This window comes from Paenibacillus sp. PK3_47, from assembly GCF_023520895.1.
Classification (GTDB): domain Bacteria; phylum Bacillota; class Bacilli; order Paenibacillales; family Paenibacillaceae; genus Paenibacillus_AQ.
In genome coordinates this window covers 4149335-4166092 of the sequence record NZ_CP026029.1, presented here as the reverse complement: position 1 = coordinate 4166092, position 16758 = coordinate 4149335, and the positions used below count along the sequence as shown (strand labels likewise).

The following is a 16758-nucleotide window of genomic DNA, read 5'->3' as shown; positions in this document are numbered from 1 at the left end:
CCTAATCTCTGTACCTGAAGTCCGTAACGCGGACTATACGATTCCCCCTAATAATTCCACCACTTCTGCCGGTGGACCTTTCAGGGAAACAGCTCCGAGGTGAGCTCGTATATAAGGGATTTCGGTGGAGGTTGCAGCATATCCTCTCACTCTCTGAGCAAAAGAGCCCTTAAAACTTCGTCCTCATCATTGCCGATGCATGTATGTTCGATAAAATGTTTAGACACATTATATGATTCCTCACACGGATAGTCAATACCCATATTTTCAGAATTGACACAAATTGTTGTCATGTTCTTTCCGTAACGCCCACACCCCGGAAGGCATATGATGTACGACAATATGTGGAAAGGGGGGGCGCTCCATGATACGTTATCGCAGACCCAAGCAGGACGACAGCGTCATTCTGGATTTAATTGAAAAACAGCTTGTACCATTATCACATCTTCCGCAGCCTGTAATTAACCAGGTCAGAAAAGACCTGCCGCGCCGCTTGGGGCAGGGGGTAACCCTGGTAGCCTGTCCAGACTATGAGAGCGATCCGCTGGGGTTTGTCCACTTTATGCTGCATGGTGATTTGCTCTACATTGACATGCTGGCCGTAGCCCCTGCAGCACGCCGCAGGCACTGGGGCAACATGCTGATGGACCGTGCGGAGCGGTTTGCATTATCACGCGGATGCCAAAGGGCTAAGGTATCCGTGGACGCAGGGAATACGGCCGGCATTTCTTTTTATCAAAAATTAGGTTACAGCGTAACCCGGTATCAGCCGCAAAACTATTGTTATGAATTCGAGAAACAGTTCAAATAAGGACCCAATCCATTTCCGGGCTTAAAAAAAGCCGATGGGAGGATATGGCTTGCCCCCGTAACCGCCAGGACCATAAGGACCGTATCCGTAGCCGTAAGGAGATACAGGGCCGCCATATCCACCATATCCGGGACCGTATTTCGGACCATAGGCATAAGGAGCCGTACCCACTGCCAAAAGGTCAAACAGCACCAGCGGAATTAAAGCTTTAGTTTGCACTTTTTTACCATTGACCCGCTGCATAATCAGCTGATTTCCGGAGATGCGGATCAGCTTGCCTGTTACCTTGGTACCGTCCTTCTTCACTGCCACAATATTTTTGCCCACCAGCTTCATGACCTGCTTCTTCGTTACCGGCTGTGTCATAATATCCCTCCTAAAGTCATTCGCTCAAGTTTCAAGACAGTGTATTCATCACTCCCTCTACTCGCCTGTACACATGCCCTCACCAGGACTGCCTCCGGGTTAATGCAGCAAAAAAAAAACGCATCTCCGGACTTGCCGGAAATGCGTCTTTGGATTACGTGTATAGTACAATCTGTATGCTTTAGCGCTTGCTGGGGTCGTACGGTTCCCCCAATGCTTTTGGAGCCGAAGACCGGCCGACAGCACTGACCAAAACGATGATGGTGAGGACGTAAGGAATCATGAAGATAAATTCCTGCGGAATACTTCTCGACCATTCAAACAGCTGCACATAGTTGCGGATTGCCTGGGAGAACCCGAAGAATACAGCTGCTCCGAAGGCGCCCACCGGATTCCACTTCCCGAAGATCATTGCGGCAATCGCAATAAACCCTTGGCCGGAAATCGTATTGTGGGCAAAAGTACCTGTTGTTGTCAAAGTGATGGTCGCTCCGCCGATACCCGCCAGCAGACCGCTCAGCATAACGCCGATGTATCTCATCCGTTTGACGTTGACACCCAAGGTGTCCGCAGCACTCGGATGTTCTCCGACAGCACGCAAACGGAGACCGAACGGTGTCTTGAAAAGCACAAAATAAATAACAATGACGAGAATAATCGCCAGGTAAGTAGTCGGATAGGAATTAAAAATCCCGTTGCCGATAACCGGAATGTCAGAAAGCCACGGAATGGATACCTTTCTGAACCCCTCAATCAGCGGAGTCTCGCCTGCCCCTTCAAAAAACAGCTTAACCATATACAGCGTGCTTCCTGCCGCCAGGAAGTTGATGACCGTACCGCTGATGGTCTGATCCGCTTTGAAGGTAATCGAGGCGACGGCATGAATCAGTGAGCCGATCACTCCGACAGCCATGGCACAGAGTACACCCACCCAGGGAGCCCACGCACCCATTCCTGCATCCTGGGCATAATAACCGCCCACTGCAGCAGCAAAAGCACCAAACATCATCAAACCTTCAAGACCGATGTTGACAACGCCGGAGCGTTCAGAGAAGATGCCGCCAAGTGCAGCGAAAATGAGCGCCGTGGAAAAAACAAGCGTTGTATTGAGCAACTGTCCTAACGTCTGCAGATCCATCTATAACACCTTCTCTTTCTTGCGCTTAAGGTAGAACGGTTTAAGCACCCAGCGGACAATTCCTTGTGCCGCAATAAAGAATATAATTGAACCGATTACGATCCGGATCAGCTCCGGCGGAACGTCTGCGCCAAAGCTCATACCTGCAGCACCGTAAGTCAGCATACCATACAGAATGGCTGCCAGGATAACCCCCAGCGGATGAGTCAGACCAAGCAAAGCTACGGCAATACCGTTAAAGCCGTAACCAGGTGATGCGGCAAATATAGACTGGTAGTGGAATACGCCCAGCACTTCGCCTGCTCCTGCCAGACCGGCAAAAGCACCACTGATGAACATGGCTTTGACAACATTACGGCCGACATTCATCCCGGCATATTCAGCGGCATTCGGATTCAGGCCGACAGCACGCATCTCGTACCCCTGTTTGGTTTTCCACAGGTAGACATAGAAGAACAGTGCTGCACAAAGCGCAATCGCCGTCCCCCAGTGTATACGGGCATTATCGAAAATATCATTCAGGAAAGGCATGGACAGCGAAGCCGGTATGTCCTGCGAACGGTTCTGCCCTTGGAGGAGCAGGAAGTTTCTGATAATATAATTCGACAGATAGAGCGCAATCCAGTTCAGCATGATCGTAGTAATAACTTCATTGATTCCGCGCTTAGCCTTGAGGTAACCGGCAATACCGGCCCACATCCCCCCGGCCAGCCCTGCAGCGATCACCGCAAGCGGAACCAGCAGGAATGCCGGAAGCCCGGACAGCTTGATACCGACCAATGTGGCAGCAGTCATGCCGATCAGCACCTGGCCGTCCGCACCGATGTTAAACATCCCTGAGCGGAAAGCAAAGGCTACAGCAAGACCAGTGAACATCAGCGGCGTCATTTCACGGACAGCTTCACCGAAGTCATATGGACTCCCGAATACACGCTTGAACAGCGCGGAGTATGCAGCTATCGGGTCGTATCCGCCAATCAGCATGACAACGGCTCCGACCAGGAAGCCCATTACAATCGCAACCAGAGGTACAATGTAGCTGTCTGTTGCGAAGATTTTTTTCAATCTATGCACCTGCATTTCCTCCCCGCTTCAGGCTGCCCGCCATCATCAGACCCAATTCCTGGTCATTTGTATCCTGCGGGAACACTTCACCGACAATTTGACCTTCATAAATAACAGCAATTCTGTCGGATACATTCATGATTTCATCCAGCTCAAAGGAAATCAGCAATACGGCTTTCCCTTGGTCACGCTGGGCAATCAGCTGCTTTTGTACAAATTCAATGGCACCGACATCAAGACCGCGTGTAGGCTGTGCGGCAATAAGCAATGTCGGATTTTTGTCTATTTCCCGCGCAATAATCGCTTTTTGCTGATTCCCCCCTGATAAGGAGCGGGCTTTGGTCTCAATCGAAGGTGTACGTACATCAAACTGCTTGATCAAATCCTCGGCATGACGGTCGATGACATCCATCTTCAGAAACCCATTTTGATTATAAGGGCTCTTATAGTAGGTTTCGAGCACCATATTCTCGCTCACGCTGAAATCCAGCACCAGCCCGTGTTTGTGGCGGTCCTCCGGAATATGGGACACATTCATCTCGGAAATTTTGCGCGGAGAAAGGTTGGCAATTTCCTTGCCCGACACGGTAATGGAGCCTGAATCAATCTTGCGCAGGCCTGTAATCGCCTGAATCAGCTCACTTTGTCCATTGCCGTCAACGCCTGCGATTCCGAGAATTTCGCCAGCCTTCACATCAAAGCTGAGACCGTTCAGGACAGGCACACCATCCTTGCTCTTGCTGCTGACATTGGTCAGTTTGAGCACGCTTGATCCGACATGCGGAGCCTGCTTGTCCACCTTGAAGGTAACTCCGCGTCCAACCATCTTCTCGGCCAGCTCATTCGGGTTCGTCTCGGAAGTATTAACCGTATCGATGACCTTTCCCCGGCGGATAATGGTTACACGGTCAGAGATATGCATGATTTCTTTAAGTTTGTGCGTGATCAAAATAATGGACTTGCCTTCGGCAACGAGCCGCTTCATAATCGCCATCAATTCAGTAATTTCCTGCGGCGTTAATACAGCGGTAGGCTCGTCGAATATAAGAATATCCGCCCCGCGGTACAGGGTTTTCATAATTTCTACCCGTTGCTGCATGCCGACCGAAATATCATGAATCCTGGCATTCGGATCCACTTGAAGGCCATACTGCTCTGATAGCTTACGAACCTCTTCCGCTGCAGATTTATAGTCGATTTTAAGTCCCTTCTTAGGCTCCATCCCAAGAACAATATTCTCGGTTACCGTAAAAGGATCTACGAGCTTGAAATGCTGGTGAACCATACCAATACCAAGCTCAATAGCTTTATTAGGGCTATCGATAATAACCGGTTTCCCGTCGATTTCGATGCTGCCTTCATCGGGCTGGTATAGTCCGAATACGATATTCATCAAGGTTGATTTGCCTGCCCCGTTCTCACCAAGCAGTGCATGAATCTCCCCTTTGTTCAGCGTCAGACTAATGGAGTCGTTCGCGATAATACCGGGAAAGCGTTTTGTGATTTGCTTCAACTCTACGACAGGAGCCGCAGCACTCATGGAATCACCCTCATCACAGAATATATAATTACTTTAGAGACAAGGTTAACCGCCCCGGAGGGGCGGCTGGCCTGTGTCTGACATAAACCGTTGTGTTGACAGGGAACAAGGCCAGCTTGAGAACCGGCCTTGTTTCCTTAGTTATATATGGTAGCGCATGAAGAATTCAGACAAGTATTACTCGCTTGGAACAGTGATCGTTCCGTCGATGATTTGTTGCTTGTACTCTTCAACTTTAGCCAGGATCTCTTCGGAAACGTTAGCCTTGGATGTCTCAGGAAGGCCTACACCGTTGTCTTTCAGCGTCAGTACAGTTGTAGTACCGCCTGCGAAAGTTCCGTCAACCACTTGCTGGGAAACTCTCTTAACCGCTTCGTCAACGCGTTTGATCATGGAAGTCAGGGTTACATCATCGCCAAATTCCAGGGATTGGTCTTTGTCTACGCCGATAACCCATACTTTGTCGCCGCCTGCATCGTTGCGGGATTTAGCTTCGTTAAATACACCGTTACCAGTTGCGCCTGCAGCCGGGAAGATGATGTCGTTGCCGTCGTTGTACAGTGTAGCAGCAAGGGATTTACCGGTATCAGGCTTGTCATAGGCACCGGCATAAGTGATTGTTACTGTTGCATCAGGGTTAACCGCTTCTACGCCGGCTTTGAAGCCCACTTCGAAACGTTTGATAACAGGGCTTTCCATACCGCCGATGAACGCAACTTTGTCAGTTTTGGTAGTCATACCTGCAACTACACCCACCAGGAAGGATCCTTCGTTCTCAGCAAAAGTAACGGACTCAACGTTAGGAGCGTCCACTACGCTGTCGATGATTGCCAGGTTGGCATCCGGATTTTCGTTCGCAACCTTCAGCAAAGCATCTCCAAGGTCAAAACCGATACCCCAAGTCAGAGCATAACCGCCTTTAACAAACTGGTTAAGGTTCGGCTCGTAGTCAGCACTGGAATTACTTTGCAGGTATTTAATTTCAACTCCGGATTCTTTGTTCAGAGCTTCAAGAGCTTCCCAAGCGGATTGGTTAAACGATTTATCGTTAACACCGCCGACGTCTGTAACAAGGCCGAATTTCAGATCGGATTTAGGAGCTTCTGCCGGTGCATTAGTTGCCGTTCCAGCATTGGTGTTAGCTTCTCCGTTAGCCGCATTTCCTGAGTTCGCGCTGTTGTTGTTTCCGCATCCTGCCAGAATTACTGTGCAAGCCGTCAACATAACGAGTGAAGATTTCAAAACCTTTTTCATCGAGTGTGATCCCCCTTAAAAATTGGATGTCTTCTGTCTTCTGCTTGGACATACCATTAGATCAAATTATACCTGTTAAAACCCTTAAAATCCAGTCTATAAATGACCTCAGGTCAATAATTATTTGCATTTTTCTACAAGAAAACGCTTTCTCTGACATGACTTGTCACGTCGATGTCCGGTGCGCGTTAGAAAAACTCGAAATATCTCCGCTGCTCCGTGTCGAAGCACTACTATTATTGCACAGAGTTTCATTTTCTATTATCATGTATGCTTATATATTGCATGAAAAGGGAGTCTTGAAAACCATGGATGAACAAAACCAGCCGCAGGGCGCACTCGCCTTCAAATACAGCCGTGAATCACGGGTATTCAAAACCGGACGCGTCTTTCCCAATGACGTCAACAACCACAAAACTTTATTCGGCGGCAAGCTGATGAGCACCATCGATGAGGTCGCCTCCATCTCCGCCATGCGCCACTGCCGCAAAAATGTAGTTACCGCCTCAACGGATTCCGTGGACTTTCTGCTGCCGATCCGGCCTACAGACTCCGTCTGCTTCGAGTCCTTCGTGTCCTGGACCGGCCGCACAAGTATTGAAGTGTTCGTCAAGGTCATTTCCGAAAATCTCTACACAGGTGAGCGCGCGGTTGCCGCCACTTCATTTCTGACCTTTGTCGCGGTCGAGGATAACGGCACTCCGGCTCCCGTTCCGGCGATCATCCCTGAAACGGACGAAGAGAAGCTGATCAGCGCTTCTGCCGAAGAACGCTCCGAGCTCCGCAAAATCCGCCGGGCAAGCAGCAAAAAGCTCGCCTCCCAATTGAGTACCACCAAGTACTGGGAATAAAACAGCCGCAACAGTCCGGCAGCAGTCCTTCTACAGTGCAGCGCGCAAAAAAGCACCGTCACGCGGAAATCCGCAGGCGGTGCTTTTCGGTTTATTACCGTTCTTACGCGTTGATCTTCTCTTTGGCTACAACAGCCAGGGAGTTGAATGCGTTAAGATCATTTACTGCCAGGTCAGCCAGCATTTTGCGGTTCACTTCTACGCCAGCCAGTTTCAGGCCGTGTACAAGTTTGCTGTAGGACAGGCCATTCAAGCGAGCTGCAGCATTGATACGAACGATCCACAGTCTGCGGAAGTTACGTTTAGTCTGACGACGGTCACGGTATGCGTAAACCATCGATTTCATCACTTGCTCTTTAGCTGTTTTGAAAATGCGGTGCTTGGAACCGAAGTAACCTCTTGCCAGTTTCAATACTTTTTTATGTCTGCGACGTACTACAAAGCCGCCTTTAACTCTTGCCATATTAATAAACCTCCCAAAAATGTGTAATCAAACTATTTCAAGTTAGCAAGTCCTTGTTTCAAACGTCTTACGTCACCGGCAGCCATAACCGGATTGCCGTTCAGTACGCGCTTAGCGCGTTTGGACTTGTGGGACAGCAAGTGGTTCTTGTGGGCTTTGTAACGCAGAACTTTACCGGATCCAGTGATCTTAAAGCGGCCTTTCAGGCTGCTGTGTGTTTTCATTTTAGGCATGGTGTTTCCTCCTTGAATATTATGCGGCGCCAAATTGCTGAGCAAGTGACTCCAAATTTATTGGGCTTTAGGAGCCAAAATCATAATCATGCTGCGGCCTTCCAGCTTAGGCTGGCGCTCAACAACAGATATATCAGCCACTTCGTTCTTCACGCGTTCCAGGATTTTCTGGCCGATATTAGCGTGGGTAATCTCACGTCCGCGGAAACGGACCGAGCACTTCACTTTATCGCCTTCGCCCAGGAATTTGACAACATTGCGGAACTTGGTCTGGTAATCATGTTCTTCAATGTTGGCACGGAACCAGACTTCCTTAAGATCAACGATCTTCTGGTTCTTGCGCGCTTCCTTCTCTTTCTTCTGCATTTCATAACGGAACTTGCCGTAATCCATGATGCGGCATACCGGCGGTTTCGCCTGCGGAGCTACGTTGACTAAATCCAAATTCAGATCAATCGCCATCTGCAACGCCTCGCGGATCGGCTTAATTCCGATTTGTTCGCCTTCCGCTCCAACCAAACGGACCTCTTTAGCCCGAATTTCATCATTGATCATATGTTCCTTACTGATAACTCTCCACCTCCGGATCTTGTTAAGCGATTTATTACGGTTCTCCATAAAAAAGGGGTGCCGGTTAAACTCCCGACACCCCGTGTTTGATCAACGTTCATGAACAAATACATTCATAAAGCATTGAGATCAAAACCAGCTGGCCGAATGCCAGTCAGGTGAGAAGCCGGTGCTTCTGCTTGCAATCCCTATGTTTTGCATACTTGAATAATATACACTACTCCGCAAGGAGTGTCAATACATTCAGCGTATATTTTTCAAAAGTATCACCGGATCAGATTATACCTGTTTGCTCTGCACTTCTTCCAGCCTTACGACACGCGTATGCTTGGTATGGCTCCACTGCTTGTTGTTCTGTGTGAAGAACGCATAGAACGTAATGGGATACCAGGACAGCAGATAGATCGGGAAGACCAGCAGGTACAGATATACCTTCTTGAACTTCACCTTCTCCAGCGCCATAGACAGCAGGAAGGTCAGGACATTGGCCCCCACTGCAAAGAAGCTGAGCCACATTGGAAGGTATCCGTAGATGTTGGCAATATGCGGTCCGTCAAACACCGTGTTGTCTATAAACATCACTGCGGTCATCAGGAACGTCAGCAGTACAATATATACATTCGCACCGTAAAGCGCCAGATCAAACTTGGTCAGGCTGCGTTCTTTGATCCCCTGCCACAGCAGAGGGAAGAAATAACGGCGGGCTACTGTAAAGTGCCCCTGCATCCAGCGCAGTCGCTGTCTGGAAGAAGCCTTGAAGGTCAGCGGCTTCTCATCATACACTTTGGCATCATAGTTGAATCTCGGATATACGCCCTTGGAGGCGCTGCGCATGGTGAACTCCAAATCCTCAACAAGGCTTGTAGCTCCCCAGCCCATCTCTTTAAGCAGGTTGGTCTCAAAGCACATTCCGGTTCCGCCAAGGAAGTTCGCCATATTCAGGTTATGACGGGACAGCTGCCACAGGCGGTTGATGTACCAGTACGATACGCCGTAAGCGGCGGTAATCCAGGAATCCTCCGGATTTTTGGTATCAATATACCCTTGGATGACCCGTCCGCCTGAGCAGAGATCATTGTTCATCTCCATCAGGAATTCGGTATGCGCCAGGTTGTCGGCATCGAACATAACAACCGCATCATACTGCCGCGGCATCGCCCACAGTTCCTTCAGCATCCATTCAATTGCATAGCCTTTCCCCCGCAGATTGGCATTGGTGCGCACACATGCATTCATTCCGTGCTCGCGTACGATCTCAGCCGTCCTGTCCGTGCAGTTATCACAAATGACAAATACATCGTACAGTTCCCGGGGATAATTAAGCTTTTTCAGGTTCTCCATTAATGCGCCGACAACTTCTTCCTCATTATGCGCGGCGACAAGTACTGCAAATGACTTTTCCGGTGCAAACTGAGCTTTTTTCTTTTTCCTCCGCAGTCCGAACAGCGAAAATGCGAACTGGTAGACTGCGATTGCCGCCAAGATCACTTGGAGCGTAACAAACAGTGCGTCTGTCATGACCTTTTGATGCCCCCTTTTCCACTCTTGGTATTCTGCTTTTCTCTCTCTGTGGCTACAAACGTGCCTTGCGACCCTTTTGTTGCATGCCTTACCATAGACCCAAGAGTTTCCCCTTTTAGTTGCAGGCTTCAATTTATATATATCCCGTTTAAAAGATATTGTACGATGGTAACCGGCTTTGCGATTCCTTCATTTCTCTGTTACCTTTTAAACGTGTTCCGCCTGCTTGAATCATTGTAAGGTGTAAGGGCATGTTAAGTCAAAAATGGTGTTTCCGGCATTCAGCCGAGCTTTTCCTTGAAATGGACGGCCTTAAAAACGTATGATAAAGACAGCTTATGGGCATATACCGGAACTGCTGAAGCAACAATTATTATCCTCAGCCGGACTAACGGAGGGAGAAGATATGCGACATATAATCATGAAACTGCTTCTCTGGGAGCGGCGCCTTTTTCAGTTAATTAACGGACGGCTGCATAACCGGTTTTTGAACTTCTGGCTGTTCTACTTCACCCATCTGGGCGGAGCTACAGCTGCCATCAGTATCAACGTGCTGATCTGGGCTTTTGCGCCCCAGCCTTTGAAGACAACAGGCCTGCAGGCGATGATCGCCCTGGCCGTCAGCCATGTGCCTGTAGCCATAGCCAAAAGGCTGTACCCGCGCATGAGGCCTTATCTGGCACTGCCGGGAACGAACACGTTTCACAATCCGCTCAAGGATCACTCTTTTCCTTCGGGCCATACCACTGCTATTTTCGCCTCTACGGTTCCTTATATGGTGGCTTATCCTGCCCTGACCGTTATTCTGCTGCCGCTGGCCTGCATCGTCGGCTTCTCCCGGATCTATCTCGGGCTGCATTATCCGTCAGATGTCATCGCAGGCGCTTTAATCGGCACCGGTGTTGCATTAGGCACAGTCGGCTTATGGGCATGATGCCTGCCTTAGAGGCCCGTGCGGCCAAAACATTCGGGAACAGGTGAATCAAACATTGCGCAAAAAGAGAATATTGCTGCTGTCAGAAGGGTTTGGCGCAGGGCATACGCAGGCAGCTTACGCGCTGTCCAGCAGCTTGCGCAGGCTGTCGCCCCGGGTACAGACCAAGGTGCTGGAGCTCGGAAACTTTTTGAATCCCAAGATGGCCCCTATCATTGTATCGGCTTACCGCAAAACGGTAACGACCCAGCCCCGGATTATGGGCTATGTGTACCGTCACCAGAAATCTTTTAACCGTCTTACCACACTTGCCCTGCACCGCTTATTTTATACACGGACGCAAAATATTGTGAGGCAGCTGCGGCCGGATATCATCGTTTGCACCCACTTTATACCAAGCGCGGTGGTATCCCGCCTGAAAAGGCTGGACACCTCCTTCAAAGCACCGCTTGTGACTGTAATTACCGACTATGACGCCCATGCCACCTGGATCAGCCCCCAGGTGGACCGTTATCTGGTATCCACACAGGAGGTCGCCGCAAAGCTGCGCCGCCGGAGCGTCGCTGCAGCCAAAATAAAGGTTACAGGGATGCCGGTCCACCCGAACTTCTGGGAGCATCCCGGCAAGGAAGAGATTCTGGAGCAGTTCAGCCTCAAGGATCTCCCTACGGTCCTTGTGATGGGCGGGGGCTGGGGCATGATGAATGATGAAGTCATTAACGAAGCACTGGCCGGCTGGCGGGAGCAGGTGCAGATCGTATTCTGCCTCGGCAAAAATGACCGGCTGCTCCGCGAGATGCAGGAGGACCCCCGCTACAGCCATCCGCACATTTCGCTGATCGGCTTCACCCGTGAGATTGACAGGCTGATGGAGATTTCCGATCTGCTTGTTACGAAGCCCGGCGGCATGACCTGCAGCGAAGGACTGGCCAAAGGCATTCCGATGCTCTTTCACCATCCTCTGCCCGGGCAGGAGGAGGAAAACTGCCGGTATTTTACAGCCGCAGGACTGGGAGAGCTTATCTCCTCGCTGGAAGTCGTCGACAAATGGATGAACCGGCTGCTGCACAACTACGGGGACATGCAGGCCAAGCGCAAGCGCCATCTGGAGGAAATTGCCCGGTATCATCCGCTGCAGAGCGCCCAGAGCATTATTGATATGCTGGAATGACTATTCACAGAACAGCGTGAACAGAATTCTCCTGCAGAAGCAGGAGCCCAAATAATCGAGTAGGAGACTACCCATTAACTGAGTAGCCGACCTCTCACACCACCGTACGTACCGTTCGGTATACGGCGGTTCAACCGCATAAGTGCAATTTACGTAAATGCTCGTACTGTGCGGGGAAGTCATAATACCCTGCCTGTACGAGCTTTTTATTTGTTATCGAACGGGACAGCACCGGGCTTCCGGCTACTCGCCAGTAACCCAGGCGGGAGTTCCCCCATTGGTAGGCCTGCCACTCCGGTATTCCTAGTTTCCGTAGGTTCTGTACCTTTGTTTTCGGCTCCTTCCACTGTTTCCAGATATACATTCGCAGCCTTCTACGCAGCCATTCGTTCCAGCTTTGCAAGATTCGCTTTATATCGGCTACGTAGAAGTAGCCCAACCAGCCGCGAATGTAGATTTTCACTTTCTCCATCACTTGACGAACATTCCTGCCCTGACTGCGGCTCGTTAATTCTTTCAGCTTCTTCTTCGCTTTGGCGAGGGATTGACCATGGGCGCGGATATGTACTCCATTTCCGTTCTTACCCAGGGCAAAACCAAGAAACTTGAAATGCTTCCGGGCTACTACGCTCACGACCTTACTCTTCTGCGTGTTCATCTGGAGTCTTAGTTTGTTCTCCAGGTATTTCCGGCAGGATTCCAGAAGCCGTATGGCCGCCCGTTTGCTTTTGGCTAGCACTACAATGTCATCTGCGGTAGCCGTAGCTTCCGTCTGCGAAGAGCAGTTCAAACAAGGGCTGTAGCTGCTGGGAGATCGCTTGTTGAATCACCCGGTCAATGACCGTAGGGATGCCAAGCTTTCGCACTCCGCTTCCATCTGGTTTGGGAATTTCTTTGCGCCGTACCGGGCTAGGCTTGTATCGGCCTTCCTGAATGCTTTGCAAAAGCTCGTCCTTATGTTCCTGCAGCCAGGGCAGCGCCTCTTCGACGGTCATTCCGTCGATTCCAGGCGCTCCATGGTTGCGTTTGACCTGCTTGTAGGCTTTGTTCAGATTGTCTCTGTCCAGAATCTGCTCAAGCAAGTCCGTTGCACCGCCTCTTTCTCTACGTTCCCGAATGCCAGCACTCCGCGCTCCCGCATACTCTTCGCGTTCCACGCTATCCCTTTGCCGGTAGCCCTTTCGGTATTCTGCTTTCATCGTGCCGACTCTCCTTCCAGTCTGTACTCGAGACTTACGATTGTTCGGCCCTTCCCGAAAAAAAAACTTCCCGGTACTATGGCCTCTGCTGACTTCTCACAGCAAGCTTTACTCCGTCTTTCGGATTTTTTTTCCTACCGGACGTCTGTGAGACCTCCCCGGGTAAGAGCGATAACCTTCCCCTCATCTATCTGTCACATTTACATGCTGGGATTCGGGCAGTATTGGACTTTGCTTTGGCGTGCAAGCTCGTCCGCCCCAGTATGCCTTGTATGTGATTTCTGTTCGTCAGACCGAGGGTTTGCCTCCGGCTTCCTTCAGATTCCGCCTCGCAGCGGACACCCTTGCCTTTGGCTAACAGTTCCTACTGCCAAGCCTGTAGTGGACTTTCACCACCAAGTTATCGCCCATGCCGGGCGCACACGTCAAAAAAGCAGTGCAGGGAAACCCCGCACTGCTTTTTTTGTCATAATGACTGTTGCTGCATTTACCTCATTACATCCGGTACTTGTCCATGCGGGAAGCCTGGTATTGTGCCAGAGCCTCTTCACCGACAATAACCTCGCAGCGCTGGATATTAACGCCGCGCCCGAAGAACTTCGTCTCATACTCTGTCATGACATGCTCTTCGTTAACCACGCCGTCCGGATGCAGATCCAGCGAGATGTTCTTCATCTGCAGGCCGTAATCGGCGAAGGCATTGAGCGAAAATTCAAACAGGCTCCGTGAATCGGTCTTCAGATGAATCTCCCCAAGCGGGCTGAGCAATCCGCGGTACTTGTCCAGAAAACGCGGATGGGTCAGACGGCGGCGCGCATGCTTAGCTTTGGGCCAGGGATCGCTGAAGTTCAGATAAATGCGCTCCAGTTCGCCCGGTGCAAACACTTCCTCCGCATAGTTAATATTCGCCAGCGCAACTCTGAGGTTAGGCGGCGTGTCATGCCCCGCCGGCTCCCAGACTGCTCTCGCCTTCTCTGCTGCACGGCGGATCAATTCATCGTACATATCAACACCGATAAAATTAATATCAGGATATTTGAAGCTCATTTGGCTGATGAACTGTCCTTTGCCCATTCCGAATTCCACATGAATCGGATGGTCATTGCCGAACACTTCCGACCACCGCCCCTTGAGGCTGCGTGGGTCGAGGATCACCATGTCGGTTTGCTCCTCCAGGCTTTCCCGTATTCCTTTTCTTCCGCGTAAACGCATAGGTTATCCTCCGCTTGTCTCTTATACGTAACTGTTACTGAAATATTGTGCCGAACTTATCCCTAAATGTAAAGGGATTTCGCGATAATAACCGTACTTTTCTGAGTAGGGATGGTAAATAATAGGAAAAGGGAATCCCCCTGCAGCAGTTCACCGCCGCCGGAGAATTCCCTTTATGTTGTATTTGGAATTGGGGTCCACTTGTTCAACAGTTCATAGTTTACCGCTCTGCTGCATTAAAATCAAATTTTTTCTCGAACGCATTGCGGATCTTGCGCTGCGCTTCTGTCTTGATCTTATGGTTGCCGTTAAACTCTACGCCTGTCAGTGCAAGTGCCTCATCAGGAGTCAGCTGAACTTCGATAGAACCTTTTCCTTCTGCATATAATGTCTGAGAATTCATTGTCATCACCTCTTGGGTTTAGTATGGACTTGGCGACACAATAGTATGAATTCAATGTGGTTAAGAATAGGGTTGATTTATTGATTTTTCACAATTTAAATATAACATAATGTGTAAGTATTTTCAAGTCAAAACCCCCTTCCCGCGGCCTATTTTTAAAAGGTTTTAACGGGTGCACCTGTTACGTTGAACGTTGTTTTTTGGTACAATGGATGGGTTCGGTTAAATCCGTCAATACATTTTTACCCGGAGCTTCCGGAGGATTAACTGTACAAGAGGATGTTTCAGGGAAAATTTATAAATTTAACCCGCCAAACAGAGCGGCTCACCCTCACTCTGCCTGAGGTAACCGTTACTTCGATTAATATAAGGCTGAAATACCGCTTAGGCGTATATTCACCGTAAAGGAGCTGCACCAGATGAGTCTGTTACACACCAGTCCTCCACAGCTGTGGGGGGATAAACGTTTTCATACCTGGAATTACGAAATGCGCGAGCAAATGGACACCAAGGTGTTCAAGGTCATGCTCGATGCCGGATTTACCTGTCCGAACCGGGACGGTTCTATTGCCAAGGGAGGCTGCACCTTCTGCAGCGCCAGAGGCTCCGGCGATTTCGCCGGAAGCCGCCGCGACGACCTCGTCACACAATTCAACAACATACGCGACAGACAGCACAAGAAATGGCCGAACGCCAAGTACATCGGCTACTTCCAGGCTTACACCAATACCTATGCCCCAGTTGAGGAGCTTAGAGAATATTATGAAGTGATCCTTCAGCAGCCGGGGGTTGTCGGCTTATCCATTGCCACCCGCCCCGACTGCCTGCCGGATGATGTGGTCGAATATCTTGCAGAGCTTAACCAGCGCACCTACCTGTGGGTAGAGATGGGGCTGCAGACAATCCATGAGTCCACTTCCAGGCTGATTAACCGGGCGCATGACACAGAGTGCTATATCGAAGCCGTCGAGAAGCTGCGCCGCCACGGTATCCGCGTCTGCACCCATATCATTCACGGGCTTCCGCAGGAGACACATGAGATGATGCTGGAAACCGTCTCGGCCGTATCCAAAATGGATGTGCAGGGCATCAAGATCCACCTTCTGCACCTCATGCGCAAAACGCCGATGGTCAAGCAGTATGAAGCCGGTCTGCTGCGTTTTCTGGAGCAGGATGAATACGTCAAGCTGATTGCCGATTCACTGGAAATTCTGCCGCCGGAAATGATTGTCCACCGCCTTACCGGCGACGCGCCCCGTGATCTCCTCATCGGGCCGATGTGGAGCCTCAAGAAATGGGAAGTGCTGAACGCGATTGACGATGAGCTCGTTGCACGCGACACCTGGCAGGGTAAATACTGGAGGAAAGGCTGATGGGCTTCATGTCCGTCCTCAGCTTTGCCCATAAATTGACGGCCGAGCGGCTGAGCGCCGGAGGCCTGGCAATCGACGCCACCGTGGGAACCGGTGCCGATACGCTGTTCCTCGCCAAGGCGGCGGGGCCGCGAGGCGGGGTGTACGGCTTTGACATTCAGCCTGCGGCGCTGGAGCTTGCGGAAGAGCGCCTGCGGCTGGCCCGGGAGGAAGCGCCGGCGGCGCTGTCTCCCGTGACGCTGCTGCAGCGGAGCCACGCTGCAATGGCGGAAGCCGTTCCGCCCGGTTGGCGCGGAACGGTCTCGGCGGTGATGTTCAATCTCGGCTATCTGCCATCAGGCGATGCCGACAAGACCATCATCACCGAGCCGGAGAGCACGCTTGCCGCGCTTGCGGCAGCGTTAACCCTGCTCCGCCCTGGCGGCATCGTCACGGCGGTGCTGTACCCGGGCCACGACGGCGGCGACCGCGAAGCTGCCGCCGTGGAATCTTGGGCGGCAGGGCTTGCCCAGCAGGATGCCCAAAGCATTGTGTACCGCCAGCTGCAGCGGGCCTCAGCCCCGTATGTGATTGCTGTCGAGAAGAAAAAAGACGCCGCGCCAAACGGCGGGTAAGCTGGAAGGACCATACTTTATAATCGGGAAGGAAGTAGCA

The 16758-nt window shown here is 50.8% G+C and carries 19 protein-coding genes; 6 read left to right on the top strand and 13 right to left on the bottom strand.

Annotation, left to right across the window (positions count from 1 at the left end; translation table 11 throughout):
• Positions 1-364 precede the first annotated feature (364 nt).
• On the top strand, positions 365-811 hold the full coding sequence (locus C2I18_RS18550; RefSeq protein ID WP_249897228.1) for a GNAT family N-acetyltransferase: 447 nt from the start codon (positions 365-367) through the stop codon (positions 809-811).
• 21 nt (positions 812-832) lie between these two features.
• Here C2I18_RS18550 and C2I18_RS18545 read toward each other — a convergent pair whose 3' ends face one another.
• The 5 genes from C2I18_RS18545 to C2I18_RS18525 form a co-directional block, all read right to left on the bottom strand.
• Positions 833-1177, bottom strand: coding sequence for a hypothetical protein (locus C2I18_RS18545; RefSeq protein WP_249897227.1), 345 nt, complete (start codon positions 1175-1177; stop codon positions 833-835).
• A gap of 181 nt (positions 1178-1358) precedes the next feature.
• Positions 1359-2315, bottom strand: coding sequence for an ABC transporter permease (locus C2I18_RS18540; RefSeq protein WP_249897226.1), 957 nt, complete (start codon positions 2313-2315; stop codon positions 1359-1361).
• Positions 2316-3389: an ABC transporter permease gene (locus C2I18_RS18535; protein WP_249897225.1), complete on the bottom strand. Its 1074-nt coding sequence runs from the start codon at positions 3387-3389 to the stop codon at positions 2316-2318. It lies immediately after the preceding gene.
• Complete coding sequence (locus C2I18_RS18530; RefSeq protein ID WP_249897224.1) at positions 3382-4920, bottom strand: ABC transporter ATP-binding protein; 1539 nt, start codon at positions 4918-4920, stop codon at positions 3382-3384. The genes C2I18_RS18535 and C2I18_RS18530 overlap by 8 nt, the downstream gene beginning before the upstream one ends.
• Before the next feature lie 177 nt (positions 4921-5097).
• Positions 5098-6174, bottom strand: a complete 1077-nt coding sequence (locus tag C2I18_RS18525; protein WP_249897223.1) for a BMP family lipoprotein — start codon at positions 6172-6174, stop codon at positions 5098-5100.
• A gap of 308 nt (positions 6175-6482) precedes the next feature.
• Here C2I18_RS18525 and C2I18_RS18520 point away from each other — a divergent pair, with 308 nt between their 5' ends.
• A complete protein-coding gene (locus C2I18_RS18520; protein ID WP_249897222.1) occupies positions 6483-7025 on the top strand; it encodes an acyl-CoA thioesterase in 543 nt (180 codons plus the stop codon).
• 103 nt (positions 7026-7128) lie between these two features.
• On the opposite strand, the gene rplT is transcribed toward C2I18_RS18520, so the two are convergent.
• From rplT to C2I18_RS18500, 4 genes are all read right to left on the bottom strand, one after another.
• Positions 7129-7488 (bottom strand): 50S ribosomal protein L20, encoded by a 360-nt coding sequence (gene rplT, locus C2I18_RS18515; RefSeq protein ID WP_249897221.1) that lies wholly within the window; start codon positions 7486-7488, stop codon positions 7129-7131.
• Between the two features lie 32 nt (positions 7489-7520).
• Positions 7521-7721 (bottom strand): 50S ribosomal protein L35, encoded by a 201-nt coding sequence (gene rpmI / locus C2I18_RS18510; protein WP_062320217.1) that lies wholly within the window; start codon positions 7719-7721, stop codon positions 7521-7523.
• Between the two features lie 57 nt (positions 7722-7778).
• Positions 7779-8276 (bottom strand): translation initiation factor IF-3, encoded by a 498-nt coding sequence (gene infC, locus C2I18_RS18505; RefSeq protein WP_249897220.1) that lies wholly within the window; start codon positions 8274-8276, stop codon positions 7779-7781.
• A gap of 294 nt (positions 8277-8570) precedes the next feature.
• The gene (locus C2I18_RS18500) at positions 8571-9809 is read right to left on the bottom strand and encodes a glycosyltransferase family 2 protein (protein WP_249897219.1); all 1239 of its coding nucleotides are present in this window, start codon (positions 9807-9809) and stop codon (positions 8571-8573) included.
• 409 nt (positions 9810-10218) lie between these two features.
• Here C2I18_RS18500 and C2I18_RS18495 point away from each other — a divergent pair, with 409 nt between their 5' ends.
• Both C2I18_RS18495 and C2I18_RS18490 read left to right on the top strand, forming a co-directional pair.
• The gene (locus tag C2I18_RS18495; protein WP_249897218.1) at positions 10219-10746 is read left to right on the top strand and encodes a phosphatase PAP2 family protein; all 528 of its coding nucleotides are present in this window, start codon (positions 10219-10221) and stop codon (positions 10744-10746) included.
• Positions 10747-10801: 55 nt separating this feature from the next.
• Complete coding sequence (locus C2I18_RS18490; protein WP_249897217.1) at positions 10802-11917, top strand: MGDG synthase family glycosyltransferase; 1116 nt, start codon at positions 10802-10804, stop codon at positions 11915-11917.
• A 130-nt stretch (positions 11918-12047) separates the two neighbouring features.
• On the opposite strand, the gene C2I18_RS18485 is transcribed toward C2I18_RS18490, so the two are convergent.
• The 4 genes from C2I18_RS18485 to C2I18_RS18470 all read right to left on the bottom strand — a co-directional run bounded on the left by C2I18_RS18485 (position 12048) and on the right by C2I18_RS18470 (position 14731).
• A complete protein-coding gene (locus tag C2I18_RS18485) occupies positions 12048-12575 on the bottom strand; it encodes a group II intron maturase-specific domain-containing protein (RefSeq protein ID WP_249897216.1) in 528 nt (175 codons plus the stop codon).
• A gap of 88 nt (positions 12576-12663) precedes the next feature.
• Positions 12664-13116: a reverse transcriptase family protein gene (locus C2I18_RS18480; protein ID WP_249897215.1), complete on the bottom strand. Its 453-nt coding sequence runs from the start codon at positions 13114-13116 to the stop codon at positions 12664-12666.
• Positions 13117-13611: 495 nt separating this feature from the next.
• On the bottom strand, positions 13612-14328 hold the full coding sequence (gene trmB / locus C2I18_RS18475) for a tRNA (guanosine(46)-N7)-methyltransferase TrmB (protein WP_249897214.1): 717 nt from the start codon (positions 14326-14328) through the stop codon (positions 13612-13614).
• 220 nt (positions 14329-14548) lie between these two features.
• Positions 14549-14731 carry a hypothetical protein gene (locus tag C2I18_RS18470; RefSeq protein WP_249897213.1) on the bottom strand — a complete coding sequence of 61 codons (183 nt, stop codon included), beginning with the start codon at positions 14729-14731 and terminating at the stop codon, positions 14549-14551.
• Positions 14732-15150: 419 nt separating this feature from the next.
• Between C2I18_RS18470 and mnmL the strand changes: the two genes are divergently transcribed.
• Together mnmL and mnmM are read left to right on the top strand one after the other, a co-directional pair.
• On the top strand, positions 15151-16104 hold the full coding sequence (gene mnmL, locus C2I18_RS18465) for a tRNA modification radical SAM protein MnmL/YtqA (RefSeq protein WP_249897212.1): 954 nt from the start codon (positions 15151-15153) through the stop codon (positions 16102-16104).
• Positions 16104-16718 (top strand): tRNA 5-(aminomethyl)-2-thiouridylate-methyltransferase MnmM, encoded by a 615-nt coding sequence (gene mnmM / locus C2I18_RS18460; protein ID WP_249897211.1) that lies wholly within the window; start codon positions 16104-16106, stop codon positions 16716-16718. The genes mnmL and mnmM overlap by 1 nt, the downstream gene beginning before the upstream one ends.
• Positions 16719-16758: the final 40 nt, after the last annotated feature.

Excerpts from the sequence above, each read along its gene's own strand:
- C2I18_RS18485 (WP_249897216.1), bottom strand. The coding sequence starts at position 12,575 with ATGAACACGCAGAAGAGTAAGGTCGTGAGCGTAGTAGCCCGGAAGCAT.
- C2I18_RS18480 (WP_249897215.1), bottom strand. The coding sequence starts at position 13,116 with ATGAAAGCAGAATACCGAAAGGGCTACCGGCAAAGGGATAGCGTGGAA.
- C2I18_RS18540 (WP_249897226.1), bottom strand. The coding sequence starts at position 2,315 with ATGGATCTGCAGACGTTAGGACAGTTGCTCAATACAACGCTTGTTTTT.
- C2I18_RS18525 (WP_249897223.1), bottom strand. The coding sequence starts at position 6,174 with ATGAAAAAGGTTTTGAAATCTTCACTCGTTATGTTGACGGCTTGCACA.
- infC (WP_249897220.1), bottom strand. The coding sequence starts at position 8,276 with ATGATCAATGATGAAATTCGGGCTAAAGAGGTCCGTTTGGTTGGAGCG.
- rplT (WP_249897221.1), bottom strand. The coding sequence starts at position 7,488 with ATGGCAAGAGTTAAAGGCGGCTTTGTAGTACGTCGCAGACATAAAAAA.
- C2I18_RS18530 (WP_249897224.1), bottom strand. The coding sequence starts at position 4,920 with ATGAGTGCTGCGGCTCCTGTCGTAGAGTTGAAGCAAATCACAAAACGC.
- mnmL (WP_249897212.1), top strand. The coding sequence starts at position 15,151 with ATGAGTCTGTTACACACCAGTCCTCCACAGCTGTGGGGGGATAAACGT.
- C2I18_RS18495 (WP_249897218.1), top strand. The coding sequence starts at position 10,219 with ATGCGACATATAATCATGAAACTGCTTCTCTGGGAGCGGCGCCTTTTT.
- rpmI (WP_062320217.1), bottom strand. The coding sequence starts at position 7,721 with ATGCCTAAAATGAAAACACACAGCAGCCTGAAAGGCCGCTTTAAGATC.
- C2I18_RS18550 (WP_249897228.1), top strand. The coding sequence starts at position 365 with ATGATACGTTATCGCAGACCCAAGCAGGACGACAGCGTCATTCTGGAT.
- mnmM (WP_249897211.1), top strand. The coding sequence starts at position 16,104 with ATGGGCTTCATGTCCGTCCTCAGCTTTGCCCATAAATTGACGGCCGAG.
- trmB (WP_249897214.1), bottom strand. The coding sequence starts at position 14,328 with ATGCGTTTACGCGGAAGAAAAGGAATACGGGAAAGCCTGGAGGAGCAA.
- C2I18_RS18470 (WP_249897213.1), bottom strand. The coding sequence starts at position 14,731 with ATGAATTCTCAGACATTATATGCAGAAGGAAAAGGTTCTATCGAAGTT.
- C2I18_RS18500 (WP_249897219.1), bottom strand. The coding sequence starts at position 9,809 with ATGACAGACGCACTGTTTGTTACGCTCCAAGTGATCTTGGCGGCAATC.
- C2I18_RS18545 (WP_249897227.1), bottom strand. The coding sequence starts at position 1,177 with ATGACACAGCCGGTAACGAAGAAGCAGGTCATGAAGCTGGTGGGCAAA.
- C2I18_RS18520 (WP_249897222.1), top strand. The coding sequence starts at position 6,483 with ATGGATGAACAAAACCAGCCGCAGGGCGCACTCGCCTTCAAATACAGC.